Origin of the sequence: Ottowia sp. (assembly GCF_016703145.1) — a bacterium.
GTDB lineage: Bacteria > Pseudomonadota > Gammaproteobacteria > Burkholderiales > Burkholderiaceae_C > Ottowia.
In genome coordinates this window covers 108704-123276 of sequence record NZ_JADJCO010000003.1, presented here as the reverse complement: position 1 = coordinate 123276, position 14573 = coordinate 108704, and the positions used below count along the sequence as shown (strand labels likewise).

Annotated in this window: 9 protein-coding genes, 1 tRNA gene and 3 pseudogenes; 8 read left to right on the top strand and 5 right to left on the bottom strand. The window is 64.6% G+C overall.

Annotation, left to right across the window (positions count from 1 at the left end; genetic code table 11):
• The first annotated feature begins 110 nt into the window (after positions 1 to 110).
• The 6 genes from IPG65_RS04290 to IPG65_RS04265 all read left to right on the top strand — a co-directional run bounded on the left by IPG65_RS04290 (position 111) and on the right by IPG65_RS04265 (position 5849).
• Positions 111 to 722, top strand: coding sequence for a hypothetical protein (locus tag IPG65_RS04290; RefSeq protein ID WP_293188035.1), 612 nt, complete (start codon positions 111 to 113; stop codon positions 720 to 722).
• A 114-nt stretch (positions 723 to 836) separates the two neighbouring features.
• Positions 837 to 2075, top strand: a complete 1239-nt coding sequence (gene rsmB, locus IPG65_RS04285) for a 16S rRNA (cytosine(967)-C(5))-methyltransferase RsmB (protein ID WP_293188034.1) — start codon at positions 837 to 839, stop codon at positions 2073 to 2075.
• A complete protein-coding gene (locus tag IPG65_RS04280) occupies positions 2017 to 2664 on the top strand; it encodes a DUF4390 domain-containing protein (protein ID WP_293188033.1) in 648 nt (215 codons plus the stop codon). The genes rsmB and IPG65_RS04280 overlap by 59 nt, the downstream gene beginning before the upstream one ends.
• Positions 2661 to 4985, top strand: coding sequence for an ATP-binding protein (locus IPG65_RS04275; RefSeq protein WP_293188032.1), 2325 nt, complete (start codon positions 2661 to 2663; stop codon positions 4983 to 4985). The genes IPG65_RS04280 and IPG65_RS04275 overlap by 4 nt, the downstream gene beginning before the upstream one ends.
• 39 nt (positions 4986 to 5024) lie before the next feature.
• Complete coding sequence (locus IPG65_RS04270) at positions 5025 to 5735, top strand: response regulator (RefSeq protein WP_293188031.1); 711 nt, start codon at positions 5025 to 5027, stop codon at positions 5733 to 5735.
• A 38-nt stretch (positions 5736 to 5773) separates the two neighbouring features.
• A tRNA-Phe gene (locus tag IPG65_RS04265) sits at positions 5774 to 5849 on the top strand.
• A gap of 206 nt (positions 5850 to 6055) precedes the next feature.
• On the opposite strand, the pseudogene IPG65_RS04260 reads toward IPG65_RS04265, so the two are convergent.
• The 3 genes and pseudogenes from IPG65_RS04260 to IPG65_RS04250 all read right to left on the bottom strand — a co-directional run.
• A pseudogene (locus tag IPG65_RS04260) lies at positions 6056 to 6926 on the bottom strand (IS4 family transposase).
• A gap of 244 nt (positions 6927 to 7170) precedes the next feature.
• Positions 7171 to 8496, bottom strand: a complete 1326-nt coding sequence (locus IPG65_RS04255; protein ID WP_293188030.1) for an IS1182 family transposase — start codon at positions 8494 to 8496, stop codon at positions 7171 to 7173.
• A 68-nt stretch (positions 8497 to 8564) separates the two neighbouring features.
• A pseudogene (locus IPG65_RS04250) lies at positions 8565 to 8753 on the bottom strand (transposase); the annotation flags it as partial.
• A 218-nt stretch (positions 8754 to 8971) separates the two neighbouring features.
• Between IPG65_RS04250 and IPG65_RS04245 the strand changes: the two are divergent.
• Together IPG65_RS04245 and IPG65_RS04240 are read left to right on the top strand one after the other, a co-directional pair.
• A complete protein-coding gene (locus IPG65_RS04245) occupies positions 8972 to 10132 on the top strand; it encodes an acyl-CoA dehydrogenase family protein (protein ID WP_293188029.1) in 1161 nt (386 codons plus the stop codon).
• 56 nt (positions 10133 to 10188) lie between these two features.
• Positions 10189 to 10363: pseudogene (locus IPG65_RS04240) on the top strand (acyl-CoA dehydrogenase family protein); the annotation flags it as partial.
• Positions 10364 to 10568: 205 nt separating this feature from the next.
• On the opposite strand, the gene IPG65_RS04235 reads toward IPG65_RS04240, so the two are convergent.
• Both IPG65_RS04235 and IPG65_RS04230 read right to left on the bottom strand, forming a co-directional pair.
• On the bottom strand, positions 10569 to 12545 hold the full coding sequence (locus tag IPG65_RS04235; protein WP_293188028.1) for an alkyl sulfatase dimerization domain-containing protein: 1977 nt from the start codon (positions 12543 to 12545) through the stop codon (positions 10569 to 10571).
• Between the two features lie 97 nt (positions 12546 to 12642).
• Positions 12643 to 14559 carry an alkyl sulfatase dimerization domain-containing protein gene (locus IPG65_RS04230; RefSeq protein WP_293188027.1) on the bottom strand — a complete coding sequence of 639 codons (1917 nt, stop codon included), beginning with the start codon at positions 14557 to 14559 and terminating at the stop codon, positions 12643 to 12645.
• Between the last annotated feature and the right edge of the window lie 14 nt (positions 14560 to 14573).

Below are 14573 nucleotides of genomic sequence, written 5' to 3'. Positions count from 1 at the left end.
GAAGGCGCCCTGCACTTGCTAGGAAAGCGGTGAGGGCGCCTTTTCTACGCCCGGCCACTCCAAAAAAAGTGTTCCCTCGGCGGGTCGTGCAGTAAGCGAAGCAGCCGAGCGTGGCGATATTTCTGGTGATCCCGTCTATGCTGAGTTTATCGCTATTGGTTTTTCTGGCTGCGGCGTTGCTGTTTTTCTGGGCGGTGGGCGCCCACAATCGCTTGGTGCGCTTGCACGCGGCGGTCGGCAAGGCCTTTGCTGCGCTGGACCAGTTGCTGGTGCGCCAGTTGGTGTGGGTGCAGAGTTGCCTGCCGGAATCCATGCGAGGTGGTCCGCAGACCACGCCCGGTGAATTGCAGGACGAGGTGATGGCTTCCTGGGCGCGCCTCAGTGCGGCCAGCGAGCAGTTTGCGCTTGCCTTGGCACAAGCACGCACGCAACCAGTCGATGGCGCTGCCATGGACAGTTTGGTGCTGGCCCAAGACGCACTCGACACTGCCTGGCAAAGTGCCATGCGAGACGCTGTACCACCAGATACCCATCCCTCGGCAGAACGTTTGCAGGCCAAGTGGATGCAGTTGCTGCACCAGACGCTTCCCTTGAACACTGCCTTCAATGAGGCCGTGGAAATCTACAACGCGGCCATTGCCCAGTTTCCAGCCTGGTTGCTGGCGAAGATGTTTGGTTTTCGCATGGCCGGATCACTCAACCGCTGGAGCAAGGATCGTTGAGTCGTGAAATCAGATCATTTGCACGTACCCGTTGATGCGCAGACAGCACCGCCCCTGTGGCGCCTGCTTCTACCTGTGGCCTGGATGATCCAAGGGGTGCGTGGCGGACGATCAATGACTTCGTTGCTCGAGACCGTGGTACCCGATCTGCGCGCTGGGGTCCAGGCGTTGTCGTTTCATGCACTGCGGCGGCTGGGGTTGGCCGAGGCCGTGCGGGATCGGGTGGTGCAGCGCCGCCCATCCCCGGCCGCTGACGCCTTGTTGTGTACTTCCTTGGCGCTCATGGCGTCTGATGGCGGAACGCTGTACCCCGCTTTCACCTTGGTCGATCAGACGGTAGAAGCGGCCAAACGCCATGCCAGTCTGCGCTCATCCGCGGCATTTCTGAATGCCTGCCTGCGCCGCTTTCTGCGCGAGCGAGAGGAACTGCTGGGGCCGCTCTTGAGCAATACCGTGGCGCGATGGAATCATCCGAACTGGTGGGTGGAGCGCCTGCAGCGCGATCATCCAGCGCACTGGAGATCGATCCTGGGGATAGCACAGAGCCCAGCTCCGATGGTGTTGCGCGTCAATACACGCCGCATTTCAGTACAAGCGTTTTGCGACCGGTTGGCCAGTGCAGGTATCCCTGCCCAGGTGATCGATGGGGCCGCTGTCCAACTCGATCGGTCACGACCGGTGCGCGACATCCCTGGCCACGCCGCAGGATGGGTTTCGGTGCAATCGGCTGCGGCCCAGCGCGCCGCGCCGTTGCTGCTCTCTGGAATGGATGTGACGACGCCGAGAGTGCTGGATGCCTGCGCCGCGCCAGGCGGAAAAACGGCGCATCTGCTCGAGCATTGCCCCGAAGCAAGAGTGACGGCGATCGATGTGGATGCCGAGCGCAGCAGGCGTGTCGTCGACAACCTGTCTCGTCTGGGCCTGGACGCCGATGTCCTCGTGGCGAACGCAGCCCATGTCGAGAGTTGGTGGAATGGTGAGCCCTTTGACGCCATCCTGCTGGACGCGCCATGCAGCGCGTCAGGCATCGTGCGCCGCCATCCGGATGTGCGCTGGCTGCGGCGTGAATCGGATATCGCGCAACTCGCTGCTCAGCAGGATCGGCTGCTGGCTGCGTTGTGGCCGTTGGTCGTGCCAGGGGGACGGCTGCTTTTCTGTACCTGCTCCGTTTTCAGGCAAGAGGGGGCGGAACGCATCGCGGCGTTCCTTGCGCGCAACACCGATGCGGTGCCGCTGGGTGCGCCAGGGCATCTGTTGCCCTTGGCTGATGGCGAAACGTGCCCGGTTGGAGACAATGGAAATCGTGACGAAGACGGTTTCTTCTATGCGCTGCTGCAAAAGCGTCCACGCTAGCCGCCGGCTTAGGTGGGCTATCCTGGCGTGGATGTTGGGCGCCGCTATCGCCGCGCGCGCTGATGCAAGGGCGGATTTGACGACGCTGCGCGTCGAGCGTACTGACGAAGGACTGTTTCTTTCGGCCCAGGTGCGCTTCGATCTGACCTCAGCGGTGCAGGATGCGCTCCTCAAGGGCATTCCCGTCCATTTCGTCGCCGACGTCAGCGTGATGCGTGAGCGCTGGTACTGGTATGACCAAGAGGTGGCATCGGCCCAGCGCTACATGCGCGTGGCCTACCAGCCGCTCACGCGGCGCTGGCGATTGAATACCTCCGCCGAGCCGCTGGTGAATGCGGGTCTGGGTGTGAGCCTGACGCAGCACTACGACTCCCTTGCTGAAACCATGGCGGCCGTGCAGCGCCTTCAACGCTGGAAGATTGCCAATCCTTCGGAGCTGGAAAGCGGAGGGCGGCAGATGCTGAATTTCAGATTTCGCCTGGATTCCACGCAACTGCCGCGCACGTTTCAGATCGGCGCCGTTGGGCAGTCCGATTGGCATCTTTCAGTGGAGCGACGCATCGATCTGACCCAGGAGGCCAGTCGGTGACCGAGCCAAGCCGCGTTGATGGGGCAGAGTATCCGCAGCGCAGGAGGCTGGCGCGATGGGCCTTGCGGCTGTCGGTCGCCGCAATGGTCGGCATTGGCTTGGTGCTCATCTTTCTGCTCGCGCAGGCCACCAACAATCGACTGCTCTATGAGCACTACTACGCGCGCCTGTTTGTCATCAACGTCGTGGTGGCGGTGGTCTTGGCCCTGGTCATCCTTTGGGGCATCTATCGCCTGTTGTCGCGATTGCGAAGAGGCAAGTTCGGCAGCAGGCTGTTAATCAAGCTGGCGGCCATCTTCGGCTTGGTCGGCGTGTTGCCTGGACTGTTGATCTACGTGGTGTCCTACCAGTTCGTGTCGCGCTCCATCGAGTCTTGGTTTGATGTCAAAGTCGAGGGCGCACTCGATTCGGGTTTGACACTGGCGCGAACCTCCTTGGAAACGCAGGCGCGTGAATTTGGTAGCCAGTTGCGCATGGCATCGGCGCAGCTGGCGGACACGCCCGACGCGCTCGCGGCGTTGTCCTTGGAACGTTTACGTGCCCAGGTCGGTGCCACCGATGCAAGCCTTTGGACCAGTTCAGGCCGGTTGATTGCCAGTACCGGTCAATCCCGCTTCGAGCTTGCCCCTGATCGACCGACCGCTCAGTTGCTGCGCAATGTCCGCATCCAGGGCGTGGTGACGCAGATCGAGGGCATTGATGACATTTCGTCTTCGACAGCGGGAACGCGCGCGCCGGCGGCGCACATCCGCGCGCTGGCGGCCGTCAGTGGCCGATCGATCGGTTTGTTGGACGAGCAGCGCCTGGTATTGGCCGTGCAACCTTTGCCGACAGCGCTGGTGGCGCACGCGTTGGCTGTGCAGGATGCCAACCGGGAGTACCAAGAGCGTGCCTTGAGTCGGGCTGGCTTGCGCCGCATGTACATCGGGACATTAACATTGAGCCTGTTCCTGGCTGTGTTCGGTGCTGTCCTGCTGGCCGTCGTGCTGGGCAAGCAGTTGGCCACGCCGCTGCTCATGCTGGCCGATGGCGTACGCCAGGTCGCTGCAGGGGACCTGCGGCCCAAAGTCGTGTTGCCCGGACGTGACGAACTGGTGGGGCTCACGCGCTCGTTCGCCGACATGACCCAGCAGCTGGCCGATGCCCGTGCTGCCGTCGATTCGAGCATGCGTGAAGTCGATGCCGCGCGTGCCAACCTGCAGACCATCCTGGACAACCTGACCGCAGGCGTGATCGTGCTGGACCGCCGGGGCATCATCCAATCATCCAACCCGGGAGCCACCCGCATCCTGCGTTCGCCGCTGGCGGCCAGCACGGGCCGGCCGCTGGCGGCGCTGTCAGGACTCGAGGCCTTTGCCAGCGATGTGCAGCGCCAGTTCGCCGAGTTCGAAGGTGAGCGCGCGGAACACGGACTGGACCACTGGCAGGAGTCGTTCGAGCTCTACGGCAATGCCGGCGGATCGAATACCGACACCGTCTCCGTGGTCGCCAGAGGGGCCGGGCTGCCCGGGGGATTGCGCTTGCTGGTCTTCGATGACATTTCGGAGATCGTGTCAGCTCAGCGCGCACAGGCCTGGGGTGAAGTGGCGCGGCGCTTGGCGCACGAAATCAAGAATCCGCTGACACCGATCCAGCTCTCCGCCGAGAGGCTGGAGCACAAGCTGGCCGACAAACTGCCGGACCAGGATCGAGCGATGCTGGTCAAATCCGTGCGGACCATCGTCGATCAAGTGGACGCCATGAAGCGCCTGGTCAACGAATTTCGTGACTATGCGCGCCTGCCTGCAGCCCAACTGAAATCGCTCGACCTCAACGAACTCATCAGTGAGGTATTGCATCTGTATGGGGCGACCGGCGACCGCGTGACGCAGGACGGATCGGTGCCGCTGCGCTTCGAGCGCGACAGCACTTGTCCGTCCATCCTGGGTGACGCCCAGCAGTTGCGACAGGTGATCCACAACCTGGTGCAGAACGCGCTCGATGCGTCGGGTGCCGCCGAGATGCCGGGTTCTGGGCCCAGCAGCGGTGCTTGCGGTGTCAGCGGAGTCGTCATTCGCACGCAGTGGCTGGAGACTTCGCATCGCGTACGCATGAGCGTGATCGATCATGGACATGGGTTTCCGGATGCCATTCTCAAGCGAGCCTTCGAACCCTATGTCACTACCAAGGCCAAGGGAACAGGACTGGGGCTGGCTGTCGTCAAGAAGATCGCGGAAGAACACGCCGCGCGCATCGATGTATCCAATCGCATCAGCGATGGGCGAATTGCCGGTGCGCAAGTATCGTTATCATTCGAGCCAGCGCCCGGCCGTGGTCGATGATCGACGGGCCCGCATCAAGAAAAGGAAACTCACTCCAACATGGCCAACATTCTGGTGGTTGACGACGAGTTGGGCATCCGGGATCTCCTGTCGGAGATCCTGAATGACGAAGGCCATGCCGTCGAACTTGCCGAGAACGCTGCCCAGGCGCGCGCCGCGCGCCAGCGGGCGCGGCCTGATCTGGTGCTGCTCGATATCTGGATGCCGGACACCGATGGCGTGACGTTGCTGAAGGAGTGGCGAGGCACCGGCCAATTGACCATGCCAGTCATCATGATGAGTGGCCACGCCACCATCGATACCGCTGTCGAAGCCACGCGCATTGGTGCGTATTCCTTTCTGGAAAAACCCATCACCCTGCAGAAGTTGCTGAAAGCCGTGGAGCAGGCCATTGCGCGGGACATGACTGCGGCGCGCCGGCCAGTGGCCGAAGCGATAGACCCCGGTGATCTGACCGTCTCCGCAGCTGACCTGACGGTGGAAGCCGCCATGACAGGGGGGCAGTCCCTTCCCGCCACCGTCGACCTGACGCCACAGGGGCAACGGATTTTCGAGCTCGACAGACCCCTGCGTGACGCACGGGACGCGTTCGAAAAAGCCTACTTCGAGTTCCATCTCGCCAAAGAGGGCGGTTCCATGACGCGCGTGGCCGAGAAGACCGGGTTGGAGCGCACGCACCTCTACCGCAAGCTCAAGCAACTGGGCGTCGATCTGTCTCGCGGGCGCCGGAGCGGAGCCGTCGCGACCTGAGAAAACGCTGGGAGCATTGCTATAATAAGCAGCTTGTTGGCCCGGTAGCTCAGTTGGTAGAGCAGCGGATTGAAAATCCGCGTGTCGATGGTTCGATTCCGTCCCAGGCCACCATCCCTTCTACGCCTAGTCCCAATACTGTTCAGATACGCAGTACTGGCGTGGGCTGATGTCGCTGGTGGAGCAACGCGCCGCGATGGCGGACGGTGAAGCTGCTCATCTTGCGCTTGACTCCGCGCGGGTTGAGGCGTCCGCGGCTACTAACGCAGCGACCACGGGCAATCTCGGCCAGCAGGGACTCACGCCAGCTTTCGAGGCGCTCAGGGGGGAACAGCCGCTGCTTGCGGCATCTTGCGTTTGATCACGCGCGCCGCGTGGCTGAAGCTCAGGCGATCCGGGTCGAGTGCGCGCTGCCAAGCCGCTTGTGCCATGAGTTGGCGGATGGCGAAGTGCGCCAGCAGCAGCCCCCACGGTTCCTGCTTCACCAGATCGGGCGTCTTGCTGCGCAGCACGGTGCTGCTGGCGCGCAGGTGCGTCTTGAACTCATCGAACACACCCTCGATCTCCCAGCGCTCGTGGTACAGCGCCGCCAATTCTTGGCCGGGCGCCTGCTCGGGGTCGAGCAAAGTGGTCACCAGGCGGTAGCTGTCCTTTGTGGGGACGGCCAAGTCGCGCAGCGTGTACTCGATGACGCGCACCGTGCGGCCATGCCGCCGGGCGCTGTCTTCACTGTCGAAGACGGTGCTCAGGTACGAGCCATCGGGCAGGACCTGCTGCGCCGCCAGCTTGATGTTGGAACTCACGCGCCACAGCAGCGTGGCGCCGCTGTCGCAAGCGAGCGCCCAGAGCTTGAAGCTGTAGAAGCCCCGGTCGGCCATTACCAACATGTCCTTGCGCAGCCAGCCCGGCAGCAGTTCCGTGGCCATCGCCTTCTCGCTGCGTGCGTACGCGGCGATGCCGGCGGCCACGATGGCGTGCGTGCCGCACTCGACCAGGCCGAGCAGGCGCGCCTGCGGGAAGGCGCTCTGGCCGCGTACGGCTGTGGGGTAGCCGATTGCGCTGACTGCCTCGCCCTGTCTCGGCCAGCACCTCGTCGATCAGAGGCCTCGAACACACGCTTGCCAGTACACCTGTGCTGATCAGGTGGGCGACATCGACCTGGTGCGGCAGTACCTTGCGCGTTCTTGCCATCGGCTCCGTCCTCCATGGATTGGATGGAGCCGAATTATGCTGGCCATTTGTCTATCTGAACAGTATTGCGTCCTAGGAGCGTGGGCGGCAGAAGTTTGCCGCCCCCGCGTAATTGATCGAATTGCGGCGCGGAGCGCCGATTCGCGCGAGTGCACCCGTCGATGCGGTGATCTTGAGCGTCATAGGCACCACCGTGCCACTCTGAGGCACTGCGCTTGGGTCGGATCGACTCATCGCGCTTGCCTCATGCCACCTGCATGGCAGCCATGCGCCGCAGATTCAGCGCCAGGCACACAAGCTTGAACTCGGCTTGCACGCGATGCAGTCCTCGCAGGCTGAACTGACGAAACCCCAGCACGCTCTTGATCCAGCCGTTGGGCGGCTCGGCGATCCACTTGCGTCTGCGGTAGGCCGCACGGCCCTGGTCGGTTTGCAGCCTGGTGGCCATCGCCACCGTGTACGGATGGGTGTTGGGATCGATCTGCGCGTGCTGCTTGCCTTCGCGACCCAGTGCCACCACCACCTCGATGGGCAGGCTCGCCAGCCGCTTGAAGTTGTCTTCGCTGCGATAGCCCGCATCGGCCAGGCCTTGCCGTGGGAGCTCACCGGTGTTGGCCTGTACCGCCTGCAGCATCGGCACCAACTGGTGCGTGTCGGCCGCGTTGTTGCTCAGCTCGGCGGCCACGATGATGTGCGCCGTGTCGTCCACCGCCGTCTGCGCGTTGTAGCTGGCATCGAAGCCACCACCGGCGCGCTTCATGATGCGGCTGTCGGGGTCGGTGAAGTTGTCCTGTGCCTTCGCCTCGGGCACGCCGAACTCGCGCTTGTAGCGCCCGCCCTTGGGGTTGCCTCTGTCGTCGCGGGGCTTGCGATCATCGTCTTGGCTACGGCCGCGCTCGATGTCGGCATCGCGTTGGCGCTGCTCCAGGCGCTCGCGGGCGGCGGTGATGGCCTTCAGGCGGGCCTCGCGTCGTTCGATCTCGGCCGGGATGTCCAACTCGGGCTCGTCAGCCCCTGCGGCGTCGATGGTCTTGGCACGCTCGAGCAAGGCGTCGATCCGTGCCTTGAGTTCGGTCTCGGCCTGCTGCATGCGCTCGTGGCTCATGGCATTGTGGCGACTGGCGTTGGCCTTGATCTTGGTGCCGTCGATGGCCACTGTGCCCAACTTGAGCAGCCCCATCTCACGGGCCAGCTTGACCACCTGCACGAACAAGTCCGACAACTCCTTCAAGTGCAGCGCACGGAAGTCCCGGATGGTGCGGTGCCTGGGGAAGTTGCCCGCGCCCAGCATCCGAAACGCCAGGTCCTCGTGCAGCCGGCGCTCGATCTTGCGCGAGCTGAACACGCCCGTGGCGTAGCCGTAGACCAGCACCTTGACCATCATGGCCGGGTGAAAGGGCTGGTTGCGCGCGCCGCCTCCGGCGTAGCGGGCATAGAACGCCTGGAGGTCCAGCGCGTCGACCGTGTCGCTGATGAAGTACGCCAGATGCCCTTGGGGCAGCCAGTCCTGAAGCGACGCAGGCAGCAGCATCTCCTGCTGCGGTTCGTAGGGGCGGTAGCTGATGGCCATGCTCGTTCAACGTTCAAGCAGCGCTCGGGTTGGCAGGGACTTCCCTTCTGCCGACCACGCTCCTAGGTGCGCTCGCGGTAGCCGTTGCGGCTGTTGAGGCGTTCGGTAGGATTCTTCTGGTCGTAGGCGGCGCCGCAGCGGCCTTCGACATCGAACTCTAGCAGGCGCTGGGCCATGAATTGCACCATCTGGCGCAGGACGTCGACATCGGCTCCCTTCTCGGCGAGCTCGGCTAATGCCATAGTGGCGGTGGTCATTGTGATTTCCTTTATGGACAGGTTTGGTGGGTCGCACCTCAAACCTTATCCGGACTCACGATGACCTCCCCCGAACAGGAGAGCGGCCGCTGCGCGGCAAGGCGCTTCGGGCTACGCCCTACGCGCCTTGCCGCGCAGCGAGTGAAAGAAGACTTACACCACTTGCTGGGACTTCAACCTTTTCCATCGCGCCCATTCCATCAAGCAAGGAGCAACACATGCAGCGTGATCCCGAAGCGTTCGAGCAATTTCTGAGCAGCCTGCGCAGCTACGTGCGCGAGCGGCTGGTGCCGAACGAGGTACGCGTGGCCGAGGCCGACGAGGTGCCCGCCGATCTGGTGGCCGACATGGCGGCGCAGGGCCTGTTCGGCTATTCGATCCCCGAGGCCTATGGCGGCGCAGGAATGACCACCGAAGAACTGGTGCTGGCGGCCATGGAGCTGTCGCAATGCTCAGTGGCATTCCGGGCCCGTGTCGGCACCAACACCGGCATCGGCTCCGAGGCCCTGGTAGCCGATGGCACCGAAGAACAGAAGCGGCGCTACCTGCCCAGGCTCGCCAGCGGCGAACTGACCGGTGCGTTTGCGCTGACCGAGCCCGAAGCCGGTTCGGACGCGGCGTCGCTGCGCACCTCGGCGCGGCGCGACGGCGACCACTACGTGCTCGACGGCACCAAGTGCTTCATCACCAACGCACCGATCGCGGGCCTGTTCACGGTGATGGCGCGCACCGACCCCGACGACCTGTCGGCGCGCGGCGTCACGGCCTTTTTGGTGGAGCGCGGCATGCCCGGGCTCAGCACCGGCCCGGCCTACCGGAAGATGGGCCAGGCCGGCTCGCCGGTGTCCGAGGTGCACATGGCCGACTGCATCGTGCCGGCGGAGAACGTCATCGGCGGCCGCGAAGGCCAGGGCTTCAAGACGGCGATGAAGGTGTTGAACAAGCAACGCATCCATCTGGCGGCCTTGTGCATCGGGCCGGCGATCCGCATGCTGGAGGACGCCGTGACTTTTGTGGCCACACGCAAGCAGTTCGGCCAGACGCTCTCGAGCTTCCAGCTGATCCAGGCCTTGATCGCCGACAGCCAGACCGAGATCCACGCGGCCCGGGCGCTGGTGCTGGACACCGCGCGCAAGCGCGACGAGGGGATCGACGTGACGATGGAGGCGTCGATGTGCAAGTACTTCGCGTCCGAGATGTGCGGCCGGGTGGCCGACCGCAGCGTGCAGATGCTGGGCGGCTACGGCTACATCGCCGATCACGGCATGGAGCGCTTCTACCGCGACGTGCGGCTGTTCCGGCTCTACGAAGGCACGAGCCAGATTCACCAGCTCAATATCGCGAAGCGCACGCTGGCGCGGGCTGGGTACGGCGTTTGACACGCCGGAATGTTCGGCGACAGCGACCGACTTCCGGCTCTGCGCGAAGCGGTTCGGCGCTCCGAAGGCGCTCGTTCGGGCAGTTGCAGCAGGTGCAGGCGATGGTGGCGGACTCACGACCTGTGCGCCGCACGCCTGATGACATGGCACGCGGCCGCGAAGCTCGATGCCCACGAAAGCATCAAGCATGAATCGGCCATGGTCAAGGTGTTCGTGTCGGAAGCGGTGGGTTGGCGCGTCGGCGCCCCGCCGATCCGTTGCGCAGGCCGCTGATCAAGGGCCTGGTCCTCCGCAGCGGCCCTGCGGCGCCGGCGGACCAAGCCGGGCTCCTCTGGGCGGCCTCGGGATACAGGCTCAACATCATGCGGTGATACGCCCATGCCACCGCTGGGAAGTTGCGCCCATGCGGCGAATGGCAGCTGAAACGCAGGACGCGTTACTTCTTCGGCTCGACGATCGGGAACATCTGCTCGAAGGTGTCGAGCATGCCGAGCAGTTCGCCGATCTTGGCGCGGTCGCCTTCGAGCTTGATCTGACCGGACTGGATCGCCTCGGGGAAGGTGGTCTGGCGCAAGGTGATGGCGTCCAGCGTGGCGCGGCTCAGGGTGAGCGTGGCGTCGGCGTTGCGCGCCTGGCCAGGGGCGTGGGTCAGGGCCGAGTTCTCCAGCGTCAGCGCAAGCTGTTGCTTCGAATCGGTGAAGTTCCAGTTGATCACCACCTTCTTGCCCTCGGCCTTGGCCGCGTTCAGGCGCACGGCCATGTAGTCGAAGTACAGCTCGTTGCTCGTCGCCTTGAGCGTGTCGGGGTTGCTGCTGCTGCGCGCGGGGATTTTCGGCACGCCGCCGCGCAGCTCCATCGCGCCGGCCAGGTAGGCGTTGCGCCAGGTGGCGGCCTCCGACTGGTAGCCCAGCTGCTCCAGCGCGTCGGCGCCCAGCTCGCGCGCGGCGCTGTTGGCCGGATCGGCAAAGACCAGCTGGTTCATCGCGCTGGCCACCCATCGGTACTCGCCCTTCTTGAAGTCTTCGCGGGCGCGGGCCAGCACGGCGTCGGCGCCGCCCATGTACTCGACCGTCTTCTTCGCGTAGGGCACGGGCGGCAGCGGGTCCAGGTTGGCCGGGTTGGCGTCGTACCAGCCCAGGTACTTCTGGTAGACCGCCTTGGCGTTGTGGCGCAGGGTGCCGTAGTAGCCGCGTGCCGACCATTCGCGCTCCAGGCTGGCGGGCATGCGCAGTTGCTCGGCGATGTCCTGCGGGCCCAGGCCGTGGTTGAGCAGGCGCAGCGTCTGGTCGTTGATGAACTTGTACATGTCGCGCTGCTTGGCCAGCAGATCGACGACGCGCTCGCGCCCCGTCACCGGCCAATGGTGCTGCGTGATCATCATGTCGCTCTTGTCGCCGAAGTCCAGGCGCGCCTGGTCGATGTATTTGGCCCACAGGTTGCCGTCGCGCACCTCGGCGCCGCGGATGGTGTAGAGGTTGTGCATGGTGTGCGCCACGTCCTCGGCCATGTTGAGCACGCGCTGCTGCGGCAGGTGGATCAGCATCTCCGACGGCGCCTCCGAGCTCGGCACCAGCCGGAACACGAAGGGCACGCCGTCGATGGTGCGCTCTTCGGTGGTCTTCTCGATGGTGCTGGTGGGCGCGATCAGCGTGGTGGTGCCGCCCGCCAGCCGCTTGCCCAGGCCGCCATCGACCTGGCCGCGCGGGCCCGAGGGCAGCAGCACGCCGAACTGGTAGTGCGCGCGCCGGCTCATGGCGGTGCCGGCCAGGATGTTCTCGGCCACGGCCGCCTCCATGAAGCCCGAAGGCGCGATCACCTGCACCTTGCCGGCCGCGACATCGGCCTCGCTGATCACGCCCTTGACGCCGCCGAAGTGGTCAGAGTGACTGTGGGTGTAGATGACGGCGCCCACCGGCTTCTTCGGCCGGTGCTGGTAGTACAGATCGAGCGCGGCGCGGGAGGTCTCAACGGCCAGCAGTGGGTCGATCAGGATCAGGCTGTTGTCGCCTTCGATGATGGTCATGTTCGCCAGGTCGAAGCCGCGCACCTGGTAGACGCGGTCGGTCACCTTGAAGAGGCCGTGGATGAGGTTGAGCTGCGCCTGGCGCCACAGGCTCGGGTTGACGCTGTCGATCGGCGTGTCGGCTTTCAGGAAGTCGTAGGGCTTGAGGTTCCAGGCCGGGCGCGTGCTGGGGCCGGGCACCAGCGCATCGGGCACCGTGCCGACGAAGCCGCGCATCGCGTCCTCGAAATCCTGGCGATCGGCGAAGGGCAGCGACTTCACCATTTCGGCATTGGCTTTCAGCGTGGCGGGCTCGGGCGCCTTGGGCGCGGTTTGCGCCAAGGCTGGTGCAGCGGCCAGTATGCAGGCTCCGGCGACGAGGGCGAGGCGGAAGGGGGAAGAACGGGTCATGGTTGTCTCTTTGTGATGGGGGAACGGAAGAAGGGTCGATTCTCTGGAGTATCCAAATCATTGGCAAATGCACTGCTTGTGCGGTGGCATCCGGCCATCATGGCTCCACGATGTTGAACAGGGGATTGAAGCTGTCCAGCCCGCCCAGGAACGCGCTGACGCGGCTGACGTCACCTTGCACTCGCACGTCTCCTTGTTGGATTGCCTGAGGAAAGCCGGACAGCGCCTTCAGCAGCCCTGCACGGTTGGTGCGCAGCACGGCATCGGCATGCGGCCCGTGCGAGCCGGGGCGGTGCGTCAGCGCGCCGTTGCCCAGCGTCAGCTTGTGGGTGGTGTTGTCGTCTTCCATCACCCAGTCGAAGCGCAGCGTCTGGTCGCCCACCTTGTCGCCCACCACGCGGATGGCCAGGAAGTCGAACAGCAGCGGCATGGGCAGTTGCGCCACCACGGAGGGGCTGATCGTGTTGCCATCCTGCGGGCGTTGCTTGATGCCGTGCCGCAATTCGCGCGCCCCATAGAGGTAGGCGTTGCGCCAGGTGCCCGATTCGCTCTGGTAGCCCAGTTGCTCGAAGGCGTCGGCGCACAGTTCGCGGGCCTGGGTGTTGGCGGGGTCGGCAAAGACGGCCTGGTTCATGATCTGCGCCACCCAGCGGAATTCGCCGCGCTCGAAGTCGGCCTTGGCCCGCTCGATGGCTTTGTCCGTGCCGATGTACTCCATGTACTTCTTCGACATCTCGGCGGGCGGCAGCGGGTTCAGGTGGATGGGGTTGCCGTCGTAGGGGCCCATGTAGAAGGTGTAGATGGCCTCCACGTTGTGGACGATGGCGCCGTAGTAGCCGCGCGTGTGCCATTTTTTCGCCAGCGTGCTCGGCATCATCAGTTGCTCGGCGATCTCGCGCGACGTGAGGCCGTGGCTCATCAGGCGCAGCGTCTGGTCGTGCAGGTAGCGGTACATGTCGCGGTGCTCGCTCAGGTACTGCACCACGTTCTCGGTGCCCCAGCAAGGCCAGTGGTGCTGGGCAAAGCAGACGTCGGCCTGGCCCGCGAACATGTCCACGCTTTCATCCATGTAGCTGGCCCAGGCCAGCGCGTCGCGCACCTTGGCGCCCCGGATGGGGCACAGGTTGTGCATGGTATGGCCGGCGTTTTCGGCCATGTTCAGCGCGCGCATCTGCGGAAAGTAGAAGTTCATCTCCGCGGGCGCTTCGGTGCCGGGCGTCATCTGGAAGATGATTTCGACGCCGTCGATGACGCGCTTTTCACCGGTTTCATAGATCAACTGCGTGGGCGGGACGAGGCCCGAGGTGCCACGCCCCATGCCCTTGCCCAGGCCGCTGTCGACGTGCGAGCGCTCGCCCGGCTCCAGGTAGGTGCCGAACTGGAACTCGGCGCGGCGGCGCGACGGCACGCCTGCCAGCAGCGCCTCCGACATGACTTCTTCCATGAAGCCGTCGGGCGCGATGATTTGCACGCGGCCCGCGTCGACGTCCTGGGGGTTGGCGACACCCCGGGCGCCGCCGTAGTGGTCGCGGTGGCTGTGGCTGTACATCACCGCATGGACGGGGCGCTGGCCGCGGTGCTGCCAGTACAGCTCGAGCGCGGCCTTGGCGGATTCCTCGAAAGTCAGTGGATCGATGACGATCAGGCCGGTGTCGCCTTCGATGAAGGTGATGTTCGCCAGGTCGAAGCCGCGCACCTGGTAGATGCGCTCGCACACCTTGAACAGGCCGTGCACCGCGTTCAGGCGGCCCATGCGCCACAGGCTGGCGTTGACGGTGAGCGGCGCTTCTTCCTTGCCCAGGAAGTCGTACTCCTCCATGCTCCAGACCACGCGTCCATTTGCGTCCTTGATGGTCGCGTTCTCCAGCGTGCCGACAAAGCCGCGCCGGACGTCGTCGAAATCACGGGTGTCCGCGAAGTTCAAGGTGCCGGCCAGCGCACGGTTCTTTTGTACCGTCGTGGAATGCGCGGCCTTGCGGCCGCTGGGATCTTGGTCTTGGGGGGTGATTGTCATGAATGTTGTCTCCG

Coding starts and splice junctions, on each gene's coding strand:
- rsmB (WP_293188034.1), top strand. CDS start 837: ATGACTTCGTTGCTCGAGACCGTGGTACCCGATCTGCGCGCTGGGGTC.
- IPG65_RS04280 (WP_293188033.1), top strand. CDS start 2,017: ATGGAAATCGTGACGAAGACGGTTTCTTCTATGCGCTGCTGCAAAAGC.
- IPG65_RS04270 (WP_293188031.1), top strand. CDS start 5,025: ATGGCCAACATTCTGGTGGTTGACGACGAGTTGGGCATCCGGGATCTC.
- IPG65_RS04255 (WP_293188030.1), bottom strand. CDS start 8,496: ATGGCCATCAGCTACCGCCCCTACGAACCGCAGCAGGAGATGCTGCTG.
- IPG65_RS04245 (WP_293188029.1), top strand. CDS start 8,972: ATGCAGCGTGATCCCGAAGCGTTCGAGCAATTTCTGAGCAGCCTGCGC.
- IPG65_RS04235 (WP_293188028.1), bottom strand. CDS start 12,545: ATGACCCGTTCTTCCCCCTTCCGCCTCGCCCTCGTCGCCGGAGCCTGC.
- IPG65_RS04230 (WP_293188027.1), bottom strand. CDS start 14,559: ATGACAATCACCCCCCAAGACCAAGATCCCAGCGGCCGCAAGGCCGCG.